Genomic DNA, 16,729 nt, shown 5'->3' on the forward strand with positions numbered 1-16,729 from the left:
AAAGATAACGATAAAACTCCTAAATCGGTATGTCTCAAGTTTCGATTATCATTCCTACTTTAAATGAAGCAACTAACTTAGGGCGGACATTGCGCCAACTAACTTTACTTAATCCTCCTGCTTCTGAGGTGATAGTGGTAGATGGTGGCAGCCAAGATCAGACAGTGACAGTTGCAAAGCAAATTTTTGAGTCATTTAATCAAACTTTGAATGGACAAATTCTTTCATCTCAACAGCCAGGGCGTTCTATTCAAATGAACTATGGAGCATTAGCAGCAACTGGAGATATTCTTTGCTTTCTTCATGCAGATACTTGGATTCCAGATGATCTAATCACCGTCATCAACAAGACCCTGGCAGAGCCTAGCGTTGCTTGTGGGGGGTTCATTTCTCTGATGTCAGGATCTCAAACAACTCGTTGGGGTATCTCTCTACATAATTATCTAAAAACCTATTACGCACCACTGTTATTTAAGCCTCACCTATTTTTTCGAGGATTGCGTCTGTTGTTTGGAGATCAGGTAATGTTCTGTCGTCGGATTGATTTTTGGGATTGTGGCGGATTTGATGAGTCATTACCAATTATGGAGGATGGAGATTTATGCCTGAAGTTAGTTAAAAAAGGACGTATTTATCTGGTAAATCGTATTGTTCATTCCTCAGATCGTCGCGTAGCTAAATGGGGTAGCTTCAAAGCAACTGCAATTTACCTTTATATTGGCTTTTTGTGGGGGATTGGCGTTGATGCAAATTATCTCAAACAGTTTTATCAAGATATTCGCTGATTTAAGCTCCAATCATAGTGAAGATAGGATATCCGCGTTGAGGCATTAAGGGGATAGTCTGTTTTCAAGTATGAGCGAATGTATTCGGGAATGGAGGGTGCAACCTTTAAAAAATCTTGACGATACCACTTCAAGATTTTATTACAGTAAAGTGTTTTGCTCTCCATGTCATAACGGACTTTTTCAGGGTTATTTATGAAACGACGTGCATCTTCATCTAATTGCTGACTTACTTGCTCAGGAAAGTAAGCTCCCGAACGTAGTAAAGGACAACCAACCGAAGCACAAACGATCGCAAAATGAATTCGTGGCTCCTGCAATTTATCCCTTAAAATAGAGTTCTCAATTTCAGCTAAACTGTAACTTTCCCCAAAGATATAATAAGCGCGACGTTGGAAGAACCACAAAAATGCTAGCCAGTTGGGAATCCCTAAAATTCGCGGTCGAATCGATTCTATGGGGTATCTCTCCAAAATTGTCGAAATGGTGAACGCATTGTAAAGGTTGATCCACAATGCCAATTGTTCGAGACTGTTGCTATTAGATTTAAAAGCCAGATTTTTTTCGCTAGATAACCAATCTGCAATTGCTTGAGGTTGCTCTTTTTTCCAAGCAACATAGTCTACACGACCCTGTTGATCAACATACTGACGCAATAATCTGTCCCAAGGTTCAAAATCAATCATTATCGCTGTGTTGATATATTAACCGTTGTTTTTAATTATAACAATCCAAATTGAGAAAATAGGGGAGTTAAAAGTAGGTGTTTTTAACCTTCTCAGTGATTTTATCTTTCACGAATGATTTAGGATTGGTATACATTATAAAGTCAATAGCAAATTAAGTCTAGATGATTTTTTTGACTGGTTTTAGGAAAACTTTGTCTGAGCGTAACTTTATTTTCTCTTTTTACTAGTATTTTTATCAAGACACCAACAGCAAAGTTCGTAATTTATTCATTTTTATTTTAAGTACCTCTTCAATTATGAGAAAGCCTCTAAATATAGAGTGTAGCTAGAGGCTGGGAACTTTGTTATCTGCTTTTCTAAAAGCTACTTCTGTCACGAAACATTTGCCTCTGACTATGGAGTATTTGATGGCATATATGAATAATCGCCCAAATTAAGTTTATATGTAATTACTGATACCAAGGAAAAATACTACGATTATGCAGTCCAAAATTCAGCAGGGCTAATATCTTAATTTCTCACTCTAGGTGTACAAAGCTTAATTTAACGCTGAAACTTCTGATAGATTATAAAAACTTTCTTTTGGGTTACAACTTTAGATATCTCAGTATTAACTAATGGAATTACAAAAGGATTGACTGGAATGGAAAATATCAATGCGGCAAACTGATGTAGTTGGAGCGCTGAACGGCCCGATTAATATGATAACTGATAACCGTGGGTCAGGCGATCGCTAAACTTGGCGGTAAACATACAACGAATCTCCGAATTCCTATAAATGAAGATGTAACAATAGGTGTACGCACTTTTAAAGCTGGCACACTTTTGAATACAGGATTAGACGTACCTGCAAATTCCCTTGTACCTCTCTGTGTTCTCTGCGCCTCTGTGGTTCATTAAAAAAATTGATTTCACAAAGGGTTTCAGCCTTAACCCAAGCGTATTGGAATATAAGTTTCTCAAAGTCCTCCTTAAAAAGGAGGATTTCAAGTTTTGGATACCTCAAGTACCATTTTTAAAACAACCTCTAAAACGCACAAAAAAAGCAACTGATATTATGACAAATACAGTAATTATTACAGGCGCATCTCAAGGAATTGGCAAAGCTACAGCATTATTATTTGCACGTCACAACTATAATGTTGTGTTGGCGGCTCGTCAACTTGACCGTTTAGAAGCTACTGCTGCACAGATACGGGAACTTGGACAAGAAGCGATCGCTATTTCTTGCGATGTGAAAGATCCTTTACAAGTGAACAACCTGATCCAGAAGGCAATAGATCATTTCGGTCACATAGACGTATTAATTAATAATGCAGGTATCTTTTGCTTAGGGCCCGTCGAGGATTTTAGCTTAGATGATTGGCATCAAATAATTGATACCAATTTGTGGGGCTACATCCATACTATTAATGCCATCCTGCCCCATTTCTTAGAACGTCGCAAAGGAACCATTGTTAATGTCAGTTCTATTGGTGGTATAGAACCGATTCCTTATCACATTCCTTACACAACCACTAAGTACGCCATAACTGGATTGACAAAATCGTTACACGCAGAGTTATCACCTAAAGGCATTCACGTTAGCGGAATTTATCCTAGTTTTATCAGTACTCAACTGATGGAACGGGCAATCTTTCGCGGTAAGAACGAGGAAACGGCTCAGGCGCGTTCTGAGTTAGTAGGTAAAGCAATTCAAACTCCTGTACTAGAAAAGCCTGAAGATGTAGCAAAATCAATTTGGGAAGCAGTAAAGGATCAGCGTTCTGATGTCATGGTAGGCACAACAAACTTTTGGAAAGCAATTTATCACTTGTCTCCTAATTTGATGCAGTCAGCTTTTCGGCGTCTCTTCGGCATGGAAGAACGAAGTTAGTCACATTTACAGTGACCAGAAATAAAAAGGTACAGAGCAACTAAATTTATTTATGGGGTTCAAAATTTTTGACTTTTGACTTTTGACTTTTGACTTTCCCAAAGGGGCTGACTCTACCATTGGAAGTAACAACCGAGGTAGAGGTTATGGCAACAACTTTCCAGTAGTGTAGAAGCTTAAAGTAAGCTGGAAATTTCTCAATGGCATATCAGGGCGTAATTTTGGATGTAGATGGGACGCTTGTCAATACTGCGTAGGTTTTGCCTAAAAAATAAAAATGCGTAGGTTGGGTTAAGGAACGAAACCCAACATTTTGCGGGGTTTGTTGGGTAACACATTGCCCCAACCCAACCTATAAATATTCAAAACCTACGCAGTATTGGTACCGTACCTACTTCCAAACAAGCAAATGCTGTTGCTCAACAAGTAAATGCTGTTGCTCAACAAGTAAATGCTGTTGCTCAACAAGCAAATGCTGTTGCTCAACAAGCAAATGCTGTCGCTCAACAAGCAAATGCGTACGCTCAACAAGCAAATGCGTACGCTCAACAAGCAAATGCTGTTGCTCAACAAGCAAATGCGTACGCTCAACAAGCAAATGCGTACGCTCAACAAGCAAATGCGTACGCTCAACAAGCAAATGCGTACGCTCAACCTGACTTTTCACGGGATGTGGAAAAGGGGATAGACTTTTGCAAGAGGTCTAATGATACAAATACGTTCGTAGGGGCATGGCAATGTCATGCCCTTACTAGAAATCTATGATGTACATAATAAAACCCTCCTGTAGTCCCCCCTTGGCAAGAGGGGACGGCATAGCCGGGGGGTAAAATATGCAGCTTCACAAAGAAACGGTATTATCTATATTTTTCACGAATCAAATCGGACTACTATATTTATTGCACCCAACTGAGAACCGCTATAACTCTTGAGATTTTTGTGCTACTAAGCAAGACGACGTAACACCATGATAGAACGGTCTGTAACTGGTACAGTTTGCTCACCCATAATCAATTTTCCTGGGCTAATGAAACGAGGTTCCTTGGTGTCAATAACTATTTCCCATTCCCTATCCTTAAAAACATTAGGTAAGGCAAACTCAATCGTTTCGTAGTGAGCATTAAAAAATAGCAGAAAGCTCTCATCAATAATCCGTTCACCACGGGGGCCAGGAGTAACAATGCCCTCGCCATTCAAGAAAATTTCCATAGCTTTGGCATAACTAACTAGCCACTGCTTTTCAGTCATTTCGCTGCCATCGTCATTAAACCAACCAATATCACTGATCCCAAAACCGTGAATAGGACGACCTTGAAACCACTTACGCCGCCGAAATACTGGATGCTGATGACGAAAATAAATGAGTTCGCGGCTAAAATCTAGGAGTTCGGAATTAGACTTTTGTAAACTCCAATCACGCCAGGAAATTTCATTATCTTGGCAGTAGGCATTGTTGTTACCCTTCTGAGTGCAACCAATTTCATCTCCTGCTAGTAGCATGGGTACGCCTTGAGACAGCATTAGAGTTGCTAAAAAGTTGCGTCGCTGACGTTCCCGTAAGCGGATTACGTCTGGGTCATCAGTTTCTCCTTCTACACCGCAATTCCAAGAGCGGTTATGGCTTTCCCCATCCCGGCTATCTTCGCCGTTGGCCTGATTATGCTTTTCGTTGTAGCTGACCAAATCATTGAGCGTAAAGCCATCATGAGCAGTGACGAAATTAATACTGGCACTGGGATTACGCCCGTTTGCTTGGTAAAGGTCAGGGCTGCCAGTAAAACAATAAGCAAATTGTCCGAGGCTATCATCCTCACCACGCCAAAAATCCCGGACAGTATCACGATATCTGCCATTCCATTCAGACCAACGTAAAGGAAAATTGCCAACTTGATAACCGCCTTCTCCCAAATCCCAAGGTTCAGCAATCAGCTTCACATCTGCCAGAACTGGATCTTGATGAATAATATCAAAAAAAGCTGCGAGATTATCTACTTCATATAGTTCTCGCGCTAATGCCGAAGCTAAGTCAAAGCGGAAGCCATCAACATGCATTTCTGTTACCCAATAGCGCAGGCTATCCATGATTAACTTCAAAACTTGGGCATGACGCACATTCAGAGAGTTGCCGCAGCCGGTGAAGTCCATGTAGTAACGGGAATTATCTTTGACCAAGCGATAGTACACGGCATTATCGATGCCTCGCAGTGACAATGTTGGCCCTAAATGATTGCCTTCGCCAGTGTGGTTATAAACTACATCTAAAATTACTTCAATGCCAGCAGAGTGTAAGTTCTTGACCATCTGCTTAAACTCGGTGACTTGCTGTCCGAGTGAGCCACTAGCACTGTAACCGGAGTAGGGTGTCAAATAATTAATGGAATCGTAACCCCAATAGTTTTTGAGTCCTTTAGCCACCAGAAATCCTGGAGAAGATAAAAAGTGATGCACAGGCATCAATTCTACAGATGTGATTCCTAGTTGTTGGAGATATTGAATTGCGGCTGGATGTGCTAACCCTGCATAAGTACCACGCAATTCTTCTGGAATTTCTGGGTGTAGCTTAGTAAAGCCTCTAACGTGAGTTTCATAAATAATGGTTTCGTGCCAGGGTATAGAAAGTAGTTTGTCGTCTCCCCAATCAAAAGACTGATCGACAACAATACACTTTGGCATAATTTCGGCATTATCTAAATCAGAAAAAGCTAGGTCTTGTTCTGGTGCATCTAAAGAGTAACCAAAATTAGCTGGACTATCACTAATTTCCCCATCAATTGCCTTAGCATAGGGATCAATTAGTAGTTTATTAGGGTTAAAGCGATGACCAAGTTCTGGGGCCCAAGGGCCATGTACTCTAAACCCATAGCGTTGTCCAGGCCCTACTCCTGGTAGATAAGCGTGCCAAACAAAATTATTTTTTTCTGTTAAAGGCAAGCGAATTTCATGATTATCAGCATCAAATAAACAAAGTTCTACACCTGTTGCATTTTCGGAAAACAAAGCAAAGTTAGTGCCTTTCCCATCCCAAGTAGCACCCAAGGGATATACATTTCCAGGCCATACAGCTATATACATAAGTGAAGTACCAAAAGCTAATTTTAGTGTTAGTAACAAATTTGAAGATGTGTTTAATAGTAATTTTTATAAGTCAATTTAAAGGTTCAGGCTAATAAATTTGAATTAACTAAATATTACTATTTTCTCCTTCAAAATTTTTAAAAGTGGATAAAAAGAACTTATTTCAGTTTGAGGCATTAATTAAAATTTTATATTTTTCACTAAAAATATTGGGATCGTCCTTGTTACTACTAGACTCATAAATCTATTAACAAGTTTATTTGCAAATTTTTTCAGCTTAATTAATTTACAAAAAATAACAAATATCTATATCTACCAAAGTGAATAAATTTATTTATACCAACGTGTATATTTACTTAAAACATCTTTTGTGAAACTATCATGCCAATTTTTTTATTGACTTATTGTTGTAGCATTTATATGTAGTAGCAGGCATCATCTAGAGTGATAGGATGTCAAAGATGGGTTGCTTTTAGCGAATGCGCGATCGCTGTTGAATAAATAACTTTACTACATCATCCTTCTGTCTTCATACTCTTTTTTTAACAAAGATATTGTTATGAGCCAGTATATTTTCAGTAGCCTCACGGCTGATGAAGAACTTAATTTTTCTGATGAAGCAGAGGTTTTTGTCTTCCCCACTTCTTTTGCCCAGCAGCGATTGTGGTTTCTGGATCAGTTAGCACCGGGCAATGCATTTTACAATGTGTCAACAGCACTTCGCCTGAAAGGTTCCCTCAACTTTACCGCCTTCAAGCAGACATTCAACGAAATTGTTCGTCGCCACGAAACCTTACGCACTACGTTTGTTATGGTAGAGCAGCAACCAGTGCAGGTAATCGCACCCAGCTTAACCATACCTCTTCCCCTAATAGATATACGCAATTTCGACCAAGAACGTGAGACACAAGTACGGCGAATCGCAACCGCAGAGGCTCAACATCCTTTCAATCTCACTACCGGGCCATTGCTGCGAGTGAAGTTGCTACAACTAGATGAAGCAGAATATGTGCTGTTGCTAAATCTACATCACATTGTTGCTGATGGCTGGTCAATTGGGGTGCTGATTAGAGAACTGGGGGTATTATACAAAACTTTTGTAGAAGATAAACGATGTTTGATGTCTACGCTTCTGCCACAACTACCCATTCAGTATGCAGATTTTGCCCAATGGCAACGGGAGTGGCTGCAAGCAGTGGGGGAAAACGGCTGTTCGCCTTTACAAACGCAGTTAGCTTATTGGCAAAAGCAATTAGATGGGGTTTCGGTGCTGAATCTCCCTACCGACCGAGTAAGACCAGCAATTCCAACCTATAGGGGTGCAAAACAATTTTTAGAATTACCACACTCCTTAACTCAAGCGCTAGAGGCACTTAGCTACCAAGAAGATGTAACCTTGTTCATGACAATGCTTGCAGCGTTTCAGACTTTGCTCTATCGCTACACGCAGCAAGAGGATATTGTAGTAGGTTCAGCGATCGCTAATCGTAATCGTAGCGAACTAGAGGGGTTAATTGGTTTTTTTGTCAATAGTTTGGTGCTACGTAGCGATTTATCAGGGAACCCGACGTTTCGAGAATTATTAAATCGAGTGCGAGAGGTAACTTTGGGAGCATACACCCATCAGGATTTGCCCTTTGAAAAGCTGGTGGAAGAACTTCACCCAGAGCGGGATTTGAGCCGCCATCCCTTATTTCAAGTTGTATTTAGTCTGCAAAATACTCCCATTGAAGCACTAGAGTTACCTGGGTTAAAGCTTTCGTTATTAGACTTCGACAGCAAAATTGCAAAGCTTGATTTAGAGTTTCATCTGTGGCGAGACTTGGAAACTCTCAAAGGACAAGTGGTGTATAGTACCGATTTATTTGATCAAAGCACTATTACGCGAATGCTAGGGCATTTCCAAATACTGTTAGAAAGTATTGTAGCCAATCCAAAACAGCATATTTCAGATTTAGCTTTGCTTACTGAAGGAGAACGACAGCAGTTATTAATTGATTGGAATGACACTAAGAAAACGTACCCAAATAGTAAGTGTTTTCATCAGTTATTTGAGGCACAGGTGCAAAAAAGTCCTGATGCGACTGCGCTAAACGCACGCTCCGCGATCGCACTAGTATTTGGTAATCAACAACTCAGCTACAAAGAGTTAAATATCCGCAGCAACCAACTGGCACATTATCTCAAAAAAATAGGTGTACAAACTGAATCTTTAGTTGGCATTTGTGTAGAGCGATCGTCGGAGATGATAATCGGGTTATTAGGTATCCTCAAAGCTGGCGGAGCATACCTACCTTTAGATCCCAGCTATCCTCAAGAGCGTCTTAACTTCATGTTGGAAGATGCACAAGTTTCAGTATTGCTGACACAACAAAAATTACTTCAGTATTTTACAAAATTTCCAAATCCAATTATTTGTATAGATCAAGATTGGATAACTATTACACAACATAGCGCAGAAAACCCAAACAGTTGCGTAACACTTGAAAACTTAGCTTATGTCATCTATACTTCTGGCTCAACAGGGCAACCAAAAGGGGTTTTAATCGAACACCGAGGACTGTCTAATTTGGCAGCATATCAGATTGAGGTTTTTAACTTGCAATCGAGTAACCGCATTCTGCAATTCGCATCATTGAGTTTTGATGCCTCAATTTTTGAAATTGTAATGGCATTGCAAATAGGAGCAACCCTTTATTTAGCAAAGAAAGAATGTCTTCTGCCTGGAAAAGCTTTGCTTGAACTATTGCGCGAAAAAGCTATTACTCACGTCACCCTTCCACCTACGGTGTTGGCAGTTTTACCTACAGAATCCCTCCCCGCATTACAAACTATTATTTGTGCAGGCGAATCATGTTCCGAGGATATAGTAAAACGTTGGTGGAATCATAGCCGGAGGTTTTTTAACGCTTACGGGCCTACTGAAGCAACCGTTTGGTCAACTGTTGCCGAAATTAAATCTGTGAGTGCTAAACCGCCTATTGGCCGCCCAATTGCTAACACTGAAATTTATATATTAGATAAGCATTTACAACCTGTACCAATTGGGATTTTAGGTGAATTATACATCGCTGGTGATGGCAGGGCAAGAGGCTATTTTAACTGCCCCGAATTAACTGCAAAAAAGTTTATTCCTAATCCTTTTAATGGTAAAAAAGGAGCAAGGCTTTACAAGACAGGTGATTTAGCCAGATATCGACCAGACGGTAATATCGAATTTGTAGATCGCACTGATAATCAAGTAAAAATTCGCGGCTTCCGCATTGAGTTGTCAGAGATTGAAACAGTTATAAGTCAGCACAATAATGTAGAGAAAGCAATTGTAATTGCTCAAGGGAATCTATCTGATAATAAGCATTTAGTAGCTTATATTGTTTCTAAGCCAGCGCAGAAGCAAACAATTATTGAGCTACGTGAATTTTTAAAAGAAAAATTACCAGAGTACATGATACCAAAAGCTTTTATAATGCTGGATTCTCTGCCGTTAACGGCTAATGGCAAAGTTGATCGTTATGCGCTAAAAGCAATTGATACTCGGAGCCGCTCAATAGATAAAGCCTTTATTGCTCCTCGTACTCCAACTGAGTCAACCTTGGCAAAAATCTGGGCTGAAGTCCTTAATGTTGAGAATGTAGGTATTCATGACAACTTCTTTGATTTGGGAGGAAATTCGCTGCTGGCTGTACGTTTATTAGACCAAATAAACAAACAGTTTGAGCGTGATTTACCTTTATCTAACCTGTTTTTAAATCAAACAATTGAAAGTTTAGCAATTGCTCTATATTCAAAAACAGATTCTCTGGCGTGGTCTGCTTTGGTTCCGATTCAAGCGAATGGTTCAAATCCGCCTTTCTTCTGCGTCCATCCAATCTTTGGTGTTGTCTTTCCTTATTATGAATTAGCTCATCAATTGGGGGGAAATCAGCCACTTTATGGGCTACAGCCTATTGGAATTGATGGGGAAACTCCACTAAATCGCATTGAGGATATGGCTAGCCACTACATTAAAGCATTGCGCTCAGTACAACCAAAAGGGCCTTATTTTATAGGAGGTTGGTCTTTTGGAGGTTGGGTTGCTTTTGAGATGGCTCAACAACTTCAAAATTCTGGGGAAGAAGTAGCTCTACTTGCTGTGCTTGACACTGTAGCACCAATTAAGAGCAATCTACCTTCTTTAAGTAATGCTTTCAAGTTTATTTTTACTACAGTAGTGCCATATATGTGGCCCTTTTTCCTTGATTATTTGTGTCTAATTACTGCTCCTAGTAAAAACCGGATTAATAGTTTAACTTCTGGATTTCCTAATTTTCAGAAGTTGACGCGATACTCCTTTTGGGAGTCGCTAACGCGATCGCTCAAAACAAATCTGTTCTCGCATTTCATCCAAAAGGAGGATGCCACAGTCAACCTTATATCTAATGAATCTAAGCGAAGGCTTTTAAGTGAGTCAGCAATTGTCCCTATGCTTCGTGTTTTTTATGCCAATAGCCAAGCAGTTCTCAACTACGTTCCGCAAGTCTACCCTAAGCGAATTAATCTTTTCAGAACAAGAGTTCAGTTAAACGTTGCTGAGGGAGAACCGAGTATGGGTTGGGATCAGCTAGCTGTGGGAGGAACGGAAATTCATCATATTCCTGGCAATCACCTAACCATGCTGAGAAAACCCCATATTCAGGTTCTCGCCGCACAGTTAAGAGGCTGTATTGAGAAAGCACAAACTTTAAAATAAGGATAGATTAATATAGTAATTCATAAAGCTGAACTCATACACCCACGGCGATCGCTTTTCCCATTCCGGCAAAAATCGTGCCTGGACTACTCTCGCCCCTATTCAAGCGAGGAAACTATTTGAACCTGATTTATTCCTAGTTTTTGAAATTTTTCACATATAAATCTTGATTTTTTATTCTTTAATTAATTGTATATAGAATATTTACCTGACTTTTTCCTCTTGTATTCTAGTTTAATTTTGATAAATATAGTTAATGTAAAATACAAGTAAGAAAACAACCAATTAACTTGATTTCCTTCTTCTACTCAACAGAAAATTCACAATCAAAAGCTACATTCGTAGTAATCACAAACCTATTCGCTACAAAATTTTATGACTTCATTCCTCAAAACCAAAACATTCACACACACAATCAAGAATTTTCCTGCTATTGGAATAGTGATTTTTTCATCTTTAACTGCATCATTTTTATTACCTGAATTGAGGGATGCTATTTTCCAAAAAAATGATTATGTTGCACAAGCACAGCAGAGAAATATAACTCGATATACAGTCGCACCTGGCGATTTTTTATCAAATATTGCTGAGAGATTTTATGGTGATGGTAGTGAAGCTTCGTGGAGAAAAATTTATGAAGCTAATCGGTCTGTAATTGGGCCTGATCCTACTCAACTCATGGCTGGAATGGTACTTGTTATACCTGAAGCCAATCAGTCTCAGCCCAATAGTGTTGCTAGCGGGGGTAGTTTTCAGGATATGCTACTAGCCTTAGGACGAAGAGAAACAGGACAAGAAAATCCACCTTATAATATTGAGAACCAGTTGGGTTTTATTGGCAAGTATCAATTTGGTGAAGCTCTATTAATTGATCTTGGATACTATCAAGCTAATTTTTATTATGGCAATGGTGCTAGTAGAAATGAGTGGCAGGGTACGTGGACAGGAAAAAATGGTGTTAATAGCAAGCAAGATTTTTTAAATAATCAGAATAATGTGCAAGAAACGGCTATTCAAGAAGCTTTCGCATTGAACTTAAGTCGAATCAACAGCCAACTTAGACAGAATGGACTCTCCGTAAGACAATTTATCGGACAACAACGAGGAGGAGTAGTCATCACAATATCTGGAATTCTTGCAGCTGCTCATCTGCGTGGCGAAGGAGGGGTTGTCCAACTACTGCTGTATAACCAGGTTTCTCAAGATGAAAATGGTACTTCTATTCTGACTTATTTAAGAGAATTTGGCGGATTTCAAACTCCGTTTAATTAAGCAAAACAGATGTAGCAAATACATTCTGGGACAATCCCTAGTAGTCTGTCAGCTTTGAATTTAGGGGTAAGGACTTTAGTCCTTCTTTTCTACGCACTAAAGTGCTTACTACAAACCCTCAAAACTAGCTTGACAGACTACTAGTTTATGACAAGTTTATCGCCGGATGCGTTGCAAGGCGCACGTCCAGTTCAGTTCTGAGGGGGCAACTGTCGGGCGATTATGTTGAATCCTTACATAATTTTTTATAACTAACCGCAGAGGCGCAGAGAACGCAGAGAGAATAAAGAGAGATTTTCACGAATGATTTAGGATTGCTATATGTCTTCTGAAGAGGTCTTTGTCTTTCCAGTATCTTTTGCCCAACAACGGTTATGGTTTCTTGACCAGTTGATCTCTGACAATACTATTTATAATGTGCTGACAGTAATTCGTTTAACAGGTTTGCTTAACTTAAAGGCACTGGAGCAGACTTTTAACGAAATTGTGCGTCGCCATGAAAGCTTACGCACGACATTTATAGTCTTGGATGGGCAACCCCTACAGGCGATTCCTGCGGAAAGCTGCGCTAACGCACCCAGCTTAACGATACCTATTTCTGTATTAGACCTCCAGCTAATGGCAGATGATGAAAGGGAGGTTGAAGTAAGGAGCATTATTAACGCAGAGATAGAACATCCCTTCAGTTTATCTTCCGGGCCATTGCTGCGCGTGAAGTTGCTTGTGCTTTCCAAGACAGAACATATTCTATTACTGAATATGCACCACATTATCTGCGACGATTGGTCTATTGGGGTGCTGATTCGGGAACTGGGAACGCTGTACACAGCTTTTGCACAAAACCAGTCTTCTCCTCTATTAGAACTGCCTCTTCAGTACGCCGACTTTGCCCACTGGCAACGCGAGTGGCTGCAAGGGGAAGTACTGCAAACGCAATTAACTTATTGGCAGCAGCAATTAAATGGTATTTCTATGCTGCATTTGCCTACCGACAAACCAAGACCAGCTATACAAAGCTATCAAGGAGCAACACAATTTTTTGAGTTCCCAAAAAAGCTAACTGATGCATTAGAAAAGCTTTCGCAGCAAGAAGGAGTAACTTTTTTTATGATGCTGCTGGCAGTATTTAAAACTTTGCTCTACCGCTACACATATCAAGAAGATATTGCGGTAGGTTCGCCAATTGCTAACCGTAATCGTAGTGAAATTGAGGGTCTTATTGGCTTTTTTGTCAATAGTTTAGTACTACGCAGCAATTTATCTGGAAACCCGACTTTTCGAGAACTGTTAGGCAGAGTCAGAGAGGTAACACTAGGTGCTTATAGCCAGCAAGATTTGCCATTTGACAAGCTAGTTGAAGAACTGCATCCAGAACGAAACTTGAGCTATCATCCGTTATTTCAAGTAGTGTTTAGTTTGCAGAATGCGCCAATGTCAGCACTAGAACTGCCTGGATTAGTACCTAGCTTTATGAATATTGATTTAAAAAAAACGCGCTTTGATTTAGAACTACACTTATGGAAGTGTTCTGATGATTTTAGAAGCTTATGGGGTGCAAACTGGGAGTATTCTGAAGGACTCCGTGGCGTAATAGTTTACAACACAGATTTGTTTGATAAAGCTACTATTACCCGGATGCTGGATCATTTTCAAACTCTGTTGTCAAGCATTGTTGCAAATCCAGAACAACGCATTGCAAATTTACCCCTTTTAAGTGAAGCGGAGCTACATCAGGTATTAGTGCAATGGAATAACACTAAGGTAAATTATCCTCATGATAAGTGTATTCATCAATTGTTTGAAGAACAGGTACAGCATCATCCTGATTCTATAGCAGTAATTTTTGGTAACGAGCAACTCACTTATCAAGAGTTGAATATACGCAGCAATAAACTAGCACAATACTTACAAAAAATTGGGGTTTGTTCAGGAAAATTAGTCGGTATTTGCATTTCACAGTCTATAGATATGATAGTTGGCTTATTAGGCATTCTGAAAGCAGGAGGAGCATATCTTCCTTTAGATTCCAGCTATCCTCAAGAACGCCTAAAGTTTATGCTGGAAGATGCACAGGTTTCAGTATTGCTAACACAAGAAAACTTGCTCAAGTATTTTGAATGTTTCTTGAATCCAATTGTTTGTATAGATAAAGACTGGAAAATTATTACTCAAGAAAACAAAAATAACCTTGAAAGTAGCGTTACTAACAATTTAGCTTATGTTATTTATACTTCTGGTTCTACAGGAAAACCCAAGGGAGTGGCTATAACTCACAAAGCTGTAAATCGGCTAGTGTGCAATACAAACTATATAAAATTTTCCCCATCAGATAAAATCGCCCAAGCCTCAAATACTTCTTTTGATGCAGCAACATTCGAGATTTGGGGAGCGCTACTCAACGGCGCTCAACTTGTAGCTGTTAGCAAAGATGTAATCCTTTCGCCTCACGAGTTTGCATTACAGCTACAACAAAAAGAAATTAGTGTCTTGTTTTTGACAACAGCTTTATTTCAACAGATTGCCAGAGATGTTCCGCAAGCTTTTGCTTCATTGCGATATTTACTATTTGGTGGCGAAACTGTTAATATAAGATGGGTTAAAAAAATTATCAAACATGGTGCGCCAAAGCATTTAATTCATGTTTACGGGCCTACAGAGAATACAACATTTTCATCTTATTATCATATCCAAGAGTTACCAGAATCAGCCACATTTATTCCCATTGGTTGCCCGATTAATAATACACAAATTTATATATTAGATTCCCATTTACAACCTTTGCCCATTGGCGTTACTGGCGAATTATATATTGGCGGTGATGGTCTGGCACGAGAATATCTCAATCACACGGAATTAACTGCTGAACACTTTATTACAAATCCCTTTAGTAATAATTCAAAAACACTTCTTTATAAAACGGGTGATTTAGCCCGCTATTTACCAGATGGCAATATTGAATTTTTAGGTCGGATTGACAATCAAGTAAAGATTCGTGGCTTTCGCATTGAATTATCAGAGATTGAAGCGGTGTTGAGTGAACATCCAGCCGTGAAAGAAACAGTGGTTATCGCTGATCAGGACATACCTGATAATAAGTATTTGGTGGCTTATATTGTTATTAATGTAGTAGAAGTATCAGATTTAGCATCTGTATTACGTAAATACTTGAAAGAAAAGTTACCAGAATACATGGTGCCAGCAGCCTATGTGGTACTGGAATCAATACCATTAACAGCTAATGGCAAAGTAGACCGTCGTGCTTTAGCTAGAACCGATATAGTAACTTTCGATAGATATGATTATGTGGCACCGCGATCGCAAGTTGAAGAGTTACTTGCAGAAATTTGGGCTAAAGTCTTGGCAAAAGAGCAGATAAGCGTTCATGATAATTTCTTTGAATTGGGCGGTCATTCTCTACTAGCGACTCAGTTAATTTCCCGAATCCGAGATACCTTTCAAATAGATGTAACTGTACGCAATTTGTTTGAAGCACCAACTATTGAACAACTTGCTAAGTGTATTGATACAATGTTTTGGGCAGCACAAGGTGCAGATAAAACTGAAACTACGGGACAACATCGAGAAGACGTTGAATTTTAAAAAAAAACATCACCCTACCATTTATGTCATCCGGTATATGTGCGCCAGCCGCAGTAGCGATTAACTTAAACATTAGACATCTCCGGAAATCAATAAAAGACCCCTCTCCAAACCTCTCCCCGAAACGGAGAGAGGCTTTAAAGCCCCCCTTCCCTCACAGGGAAGGGGGGTAGGGGGATTAGGTCTGCGTATAATTTTGTGGTATCTAAATCTTTTCTGGAGATGTCTATTAGGAAAATACGCGAACTGGCTGGGTTTAAGCTAAAGGGAATCAATATAGCGGTTCTCGTTTACGTGAGGTACACCCGTAGGGGCACGGTATGCCGTGCCCCTACACCTTGCGATTAATTTTGTACCGCACCTGAGTGGGAACCGCTATAAAAGCCCTTTGGCTTACTTTTTGATGGCATTTATATACAGCCTCACTGCCTGCGTTTTTCAGCTTGGGAGTTTTTAACAAGCTCACTAAGCTGTTATGCTACCATCTTCAGGCAAAATCTCTAGTGGAAATCAACCTGTATTAGGAAGTGGGCGACCTCTACTTTGGATCTAATCAAAAGGTACTAAGGAATGCGGAGTGAACTACCCCAACTTACCGAGTACGGTTGAAGTTGGGGCTTCTGTAATCATAGGGGAGTGCCTAAACTTAGACTTTCGCCCAAGAGCAGGACTTACCTCCCCTCCTACAGCAGAGACGGCTGAA

9 protein-coding genes are annotated in these 16,729 nt (G+C 39.7%); 6 read left to right on the forward strand and 3 right to left on the reverse strand.

Annotation, left to right across the window (positions count from 1 at the left end; genetic code table 11):
- Positions 1-29: 29 nt before the first annotated feature.
- Positions 30-785 carry a TIGR04283 family arsenosugar biosynthesis glycosyltransferase gene (locus tag LC586_RS30725; RefSeq protein ID WP_229489130.1) on the forward strand — a complete coding sequence of 252 codons (756 nt, stop codon included), beginning with the start codon at positions 30-32 and terminating at the stop codon, positions 783-785.
- Here LC586_RS30725 and LC586_RS30730 read toward each other — a convergent pair.
- Positions 770-1,471 carry a DUF547 domain-containing protein gene (locus LC586_RS30730; protein WP_229489132.1) on the reverse strand — a complete coding sequence of 234 codons (702 nt, stop codon included), beginning with the start codon at positions 1,469-1,471 and terminating at the stop codon, positions 770-772. The two genes, LC586_RS30725 and LC586_RS30730, sit on opposite strands and share 16 nt — an antisense overlap.
- Before the next feature lie 720 nt (positions 1,472-2,191).
- Between LC586_RS30730 and LC586_RS30735 the strand changes: the two genes are divergently transcribed.
- Together LC586_RS30735 and LC586_RS30740 are read left to right on the forward strand one after the other, a co-directional pair.
- Positions 2,192-2,374: a hypothetical protein gene (locus LC586_RS30735; RefSeq protein WP_229489135.1), complete on the forward strand. Its 183-nt coding sequence runs from the start codon at positions 2,192-2,194 to the stop codon at positions 2,372-2,374.
- Between the two features lie 157 nt (positions 2,375-2,531).
- Positions 2,532-3,350 (forward strand): SDR family NAD(P)-dependent oxidoreductase, encoded by an 819-nt coding sequence (locus LC586_RS30740; RefSeq protein WP_229489137.1) that lies wholly within the window; start codon positions 2,532-2,534, stop codon positions 3,348-3,350.
- A gap of 391 nt (positions 3,351-3,741) precedes the next feature.
- On the opposite strand, the gene LC586_RS30745 is transcribed toward LC586_RS30740, so the two are convergent.
- A complete protein-coding gene (locus LC586_RS30745; RefSeq protein WP_229489138.1) occupies positions 3,742-4,017 on the reverse strand; it encodes a hypothetical protein in 276 nt (91 codons plus the stop codon).
- Positions 4,018-4,295: 278 nt separating this feature from the next.
- Positions 4,296-6,422 (reverse strand): glycogen debranching protein GlgX, encoded by a 2,127-nt coding sequence (gene glgX / locus LC586_RS30750; protein ID WP_229489140.1) that lies wholly within the window; start codon positions 6,420-6,422, stop codon positions 4,296-4,298.
- Positions 6,423-6,984: 562 nt separating this feature from the next.
- On the opposite strand from glgX, the gene LC586_RS30755 reads away from it, so the two are divergent.
- The 3 genes from LC586_RS30755 to LC586_RS30765 all read left to right on the forward strand — a co-directional run bounded on the left by LC586_RS30755 (position 6,985) and on the right by LC586_RS30765 (position 16,026).
- Complete coding sequence (locus tag LC586_RS30755; RefSeq protein ID WP_229489142.1) at positions 6,985-11,154, forward strand: non-ribosomal peptide synthetase; 4,170 nt, start codon at positions 6,985-6,987, stop codon at positions 11,152-11,154.
- Positions 11,155-11,529: 375 nt separating this feature from the next.
- Entirely contained in the window at positions 11,530-12,426 is an 897-nt protein-coding gene (locus LC586_RS30760) for a LysM peptidoglycan-binding domain-containing protein (RefSeq protein WP_229489143.1), read from the forward strand.
- 321 nt (positions 12,427-12,747) lie between these two features.
- The gene (locus LC586_RS30765) at positions 12,748-16,026 is read left to right on the forward strand and encodes a non-ribosomal peptide synthetase (RefSeq protein WP_229489144.1); all 3,279 of its coding nucleotides are present in this window, start codon (positions 12,748-12,750) and stop codon (positions 16,024-16,026) included.
- The last annotated feature ends 703 nt before the right edge of the window (positions 16,027-16,729 follow it).

The organism is Nostoc favosum CHAB5714 (assembly GCF_020829495.1).
GTDB classification, from domain to species: Bacteria; Cyanobacteriota; Cyanobacteriia; order Cyanobacteriales; family Nostocaceae; genus Nostoc; species Nostoc favosum.

Excerpts from the sequence above, each read along its gene's own strand:
- LC586_RS30725 (WP_229489130.1), top strand. The coding sequence starts at position 30 with ATGTCTCAAGTTTCGATTATCATTCCTACTTTAAATGAAGCAACTAAC.
- LC586_RS30730 (WP_229489132.1), bottom strand. The coding sequence starts at position 1,471 with ATGATTGATTTTGAACCTTGGGACAGATTATTGCGTCAGTATGTTGAT.
- LC586_RS30740 (WP_229489137.1), top strand. The coding sequence starts at position 2,532 with ATGACAAATACAGTAATTATTACAGGCGCATCTCAAGGAATTGGCAAA.
- glgX (WP_229489140.1), bottom strand. The coding sequence starts at position 6,422 with ATGTATATAGCTGTATGGCCTGGAAATGTATATCCCTTGGGTGCTACT.
- LC586_RS30755 (WP_229489142.1), top strand. The coding sequence starts at position 6,985 with ATGAGCCAGTATATTTTCAGTAGCCTCACGGCTGATGAAGAACTTAAT.
- LC586_RS30760 (WP_229489143.1), top strand. The coding sequence starts at position 11,530 with ATGACTTCATTCCTCAAAACCAAAACATTCACACACACAATCAAGAAT.
- LC586_RS30765 (WP_229489144.1), top strand. The coding sequence starts at position 12,748 with ATGTCTTCTGAAGAGGTCTTTGTCTTTCCAGTATCTTTTGCCCAACAA.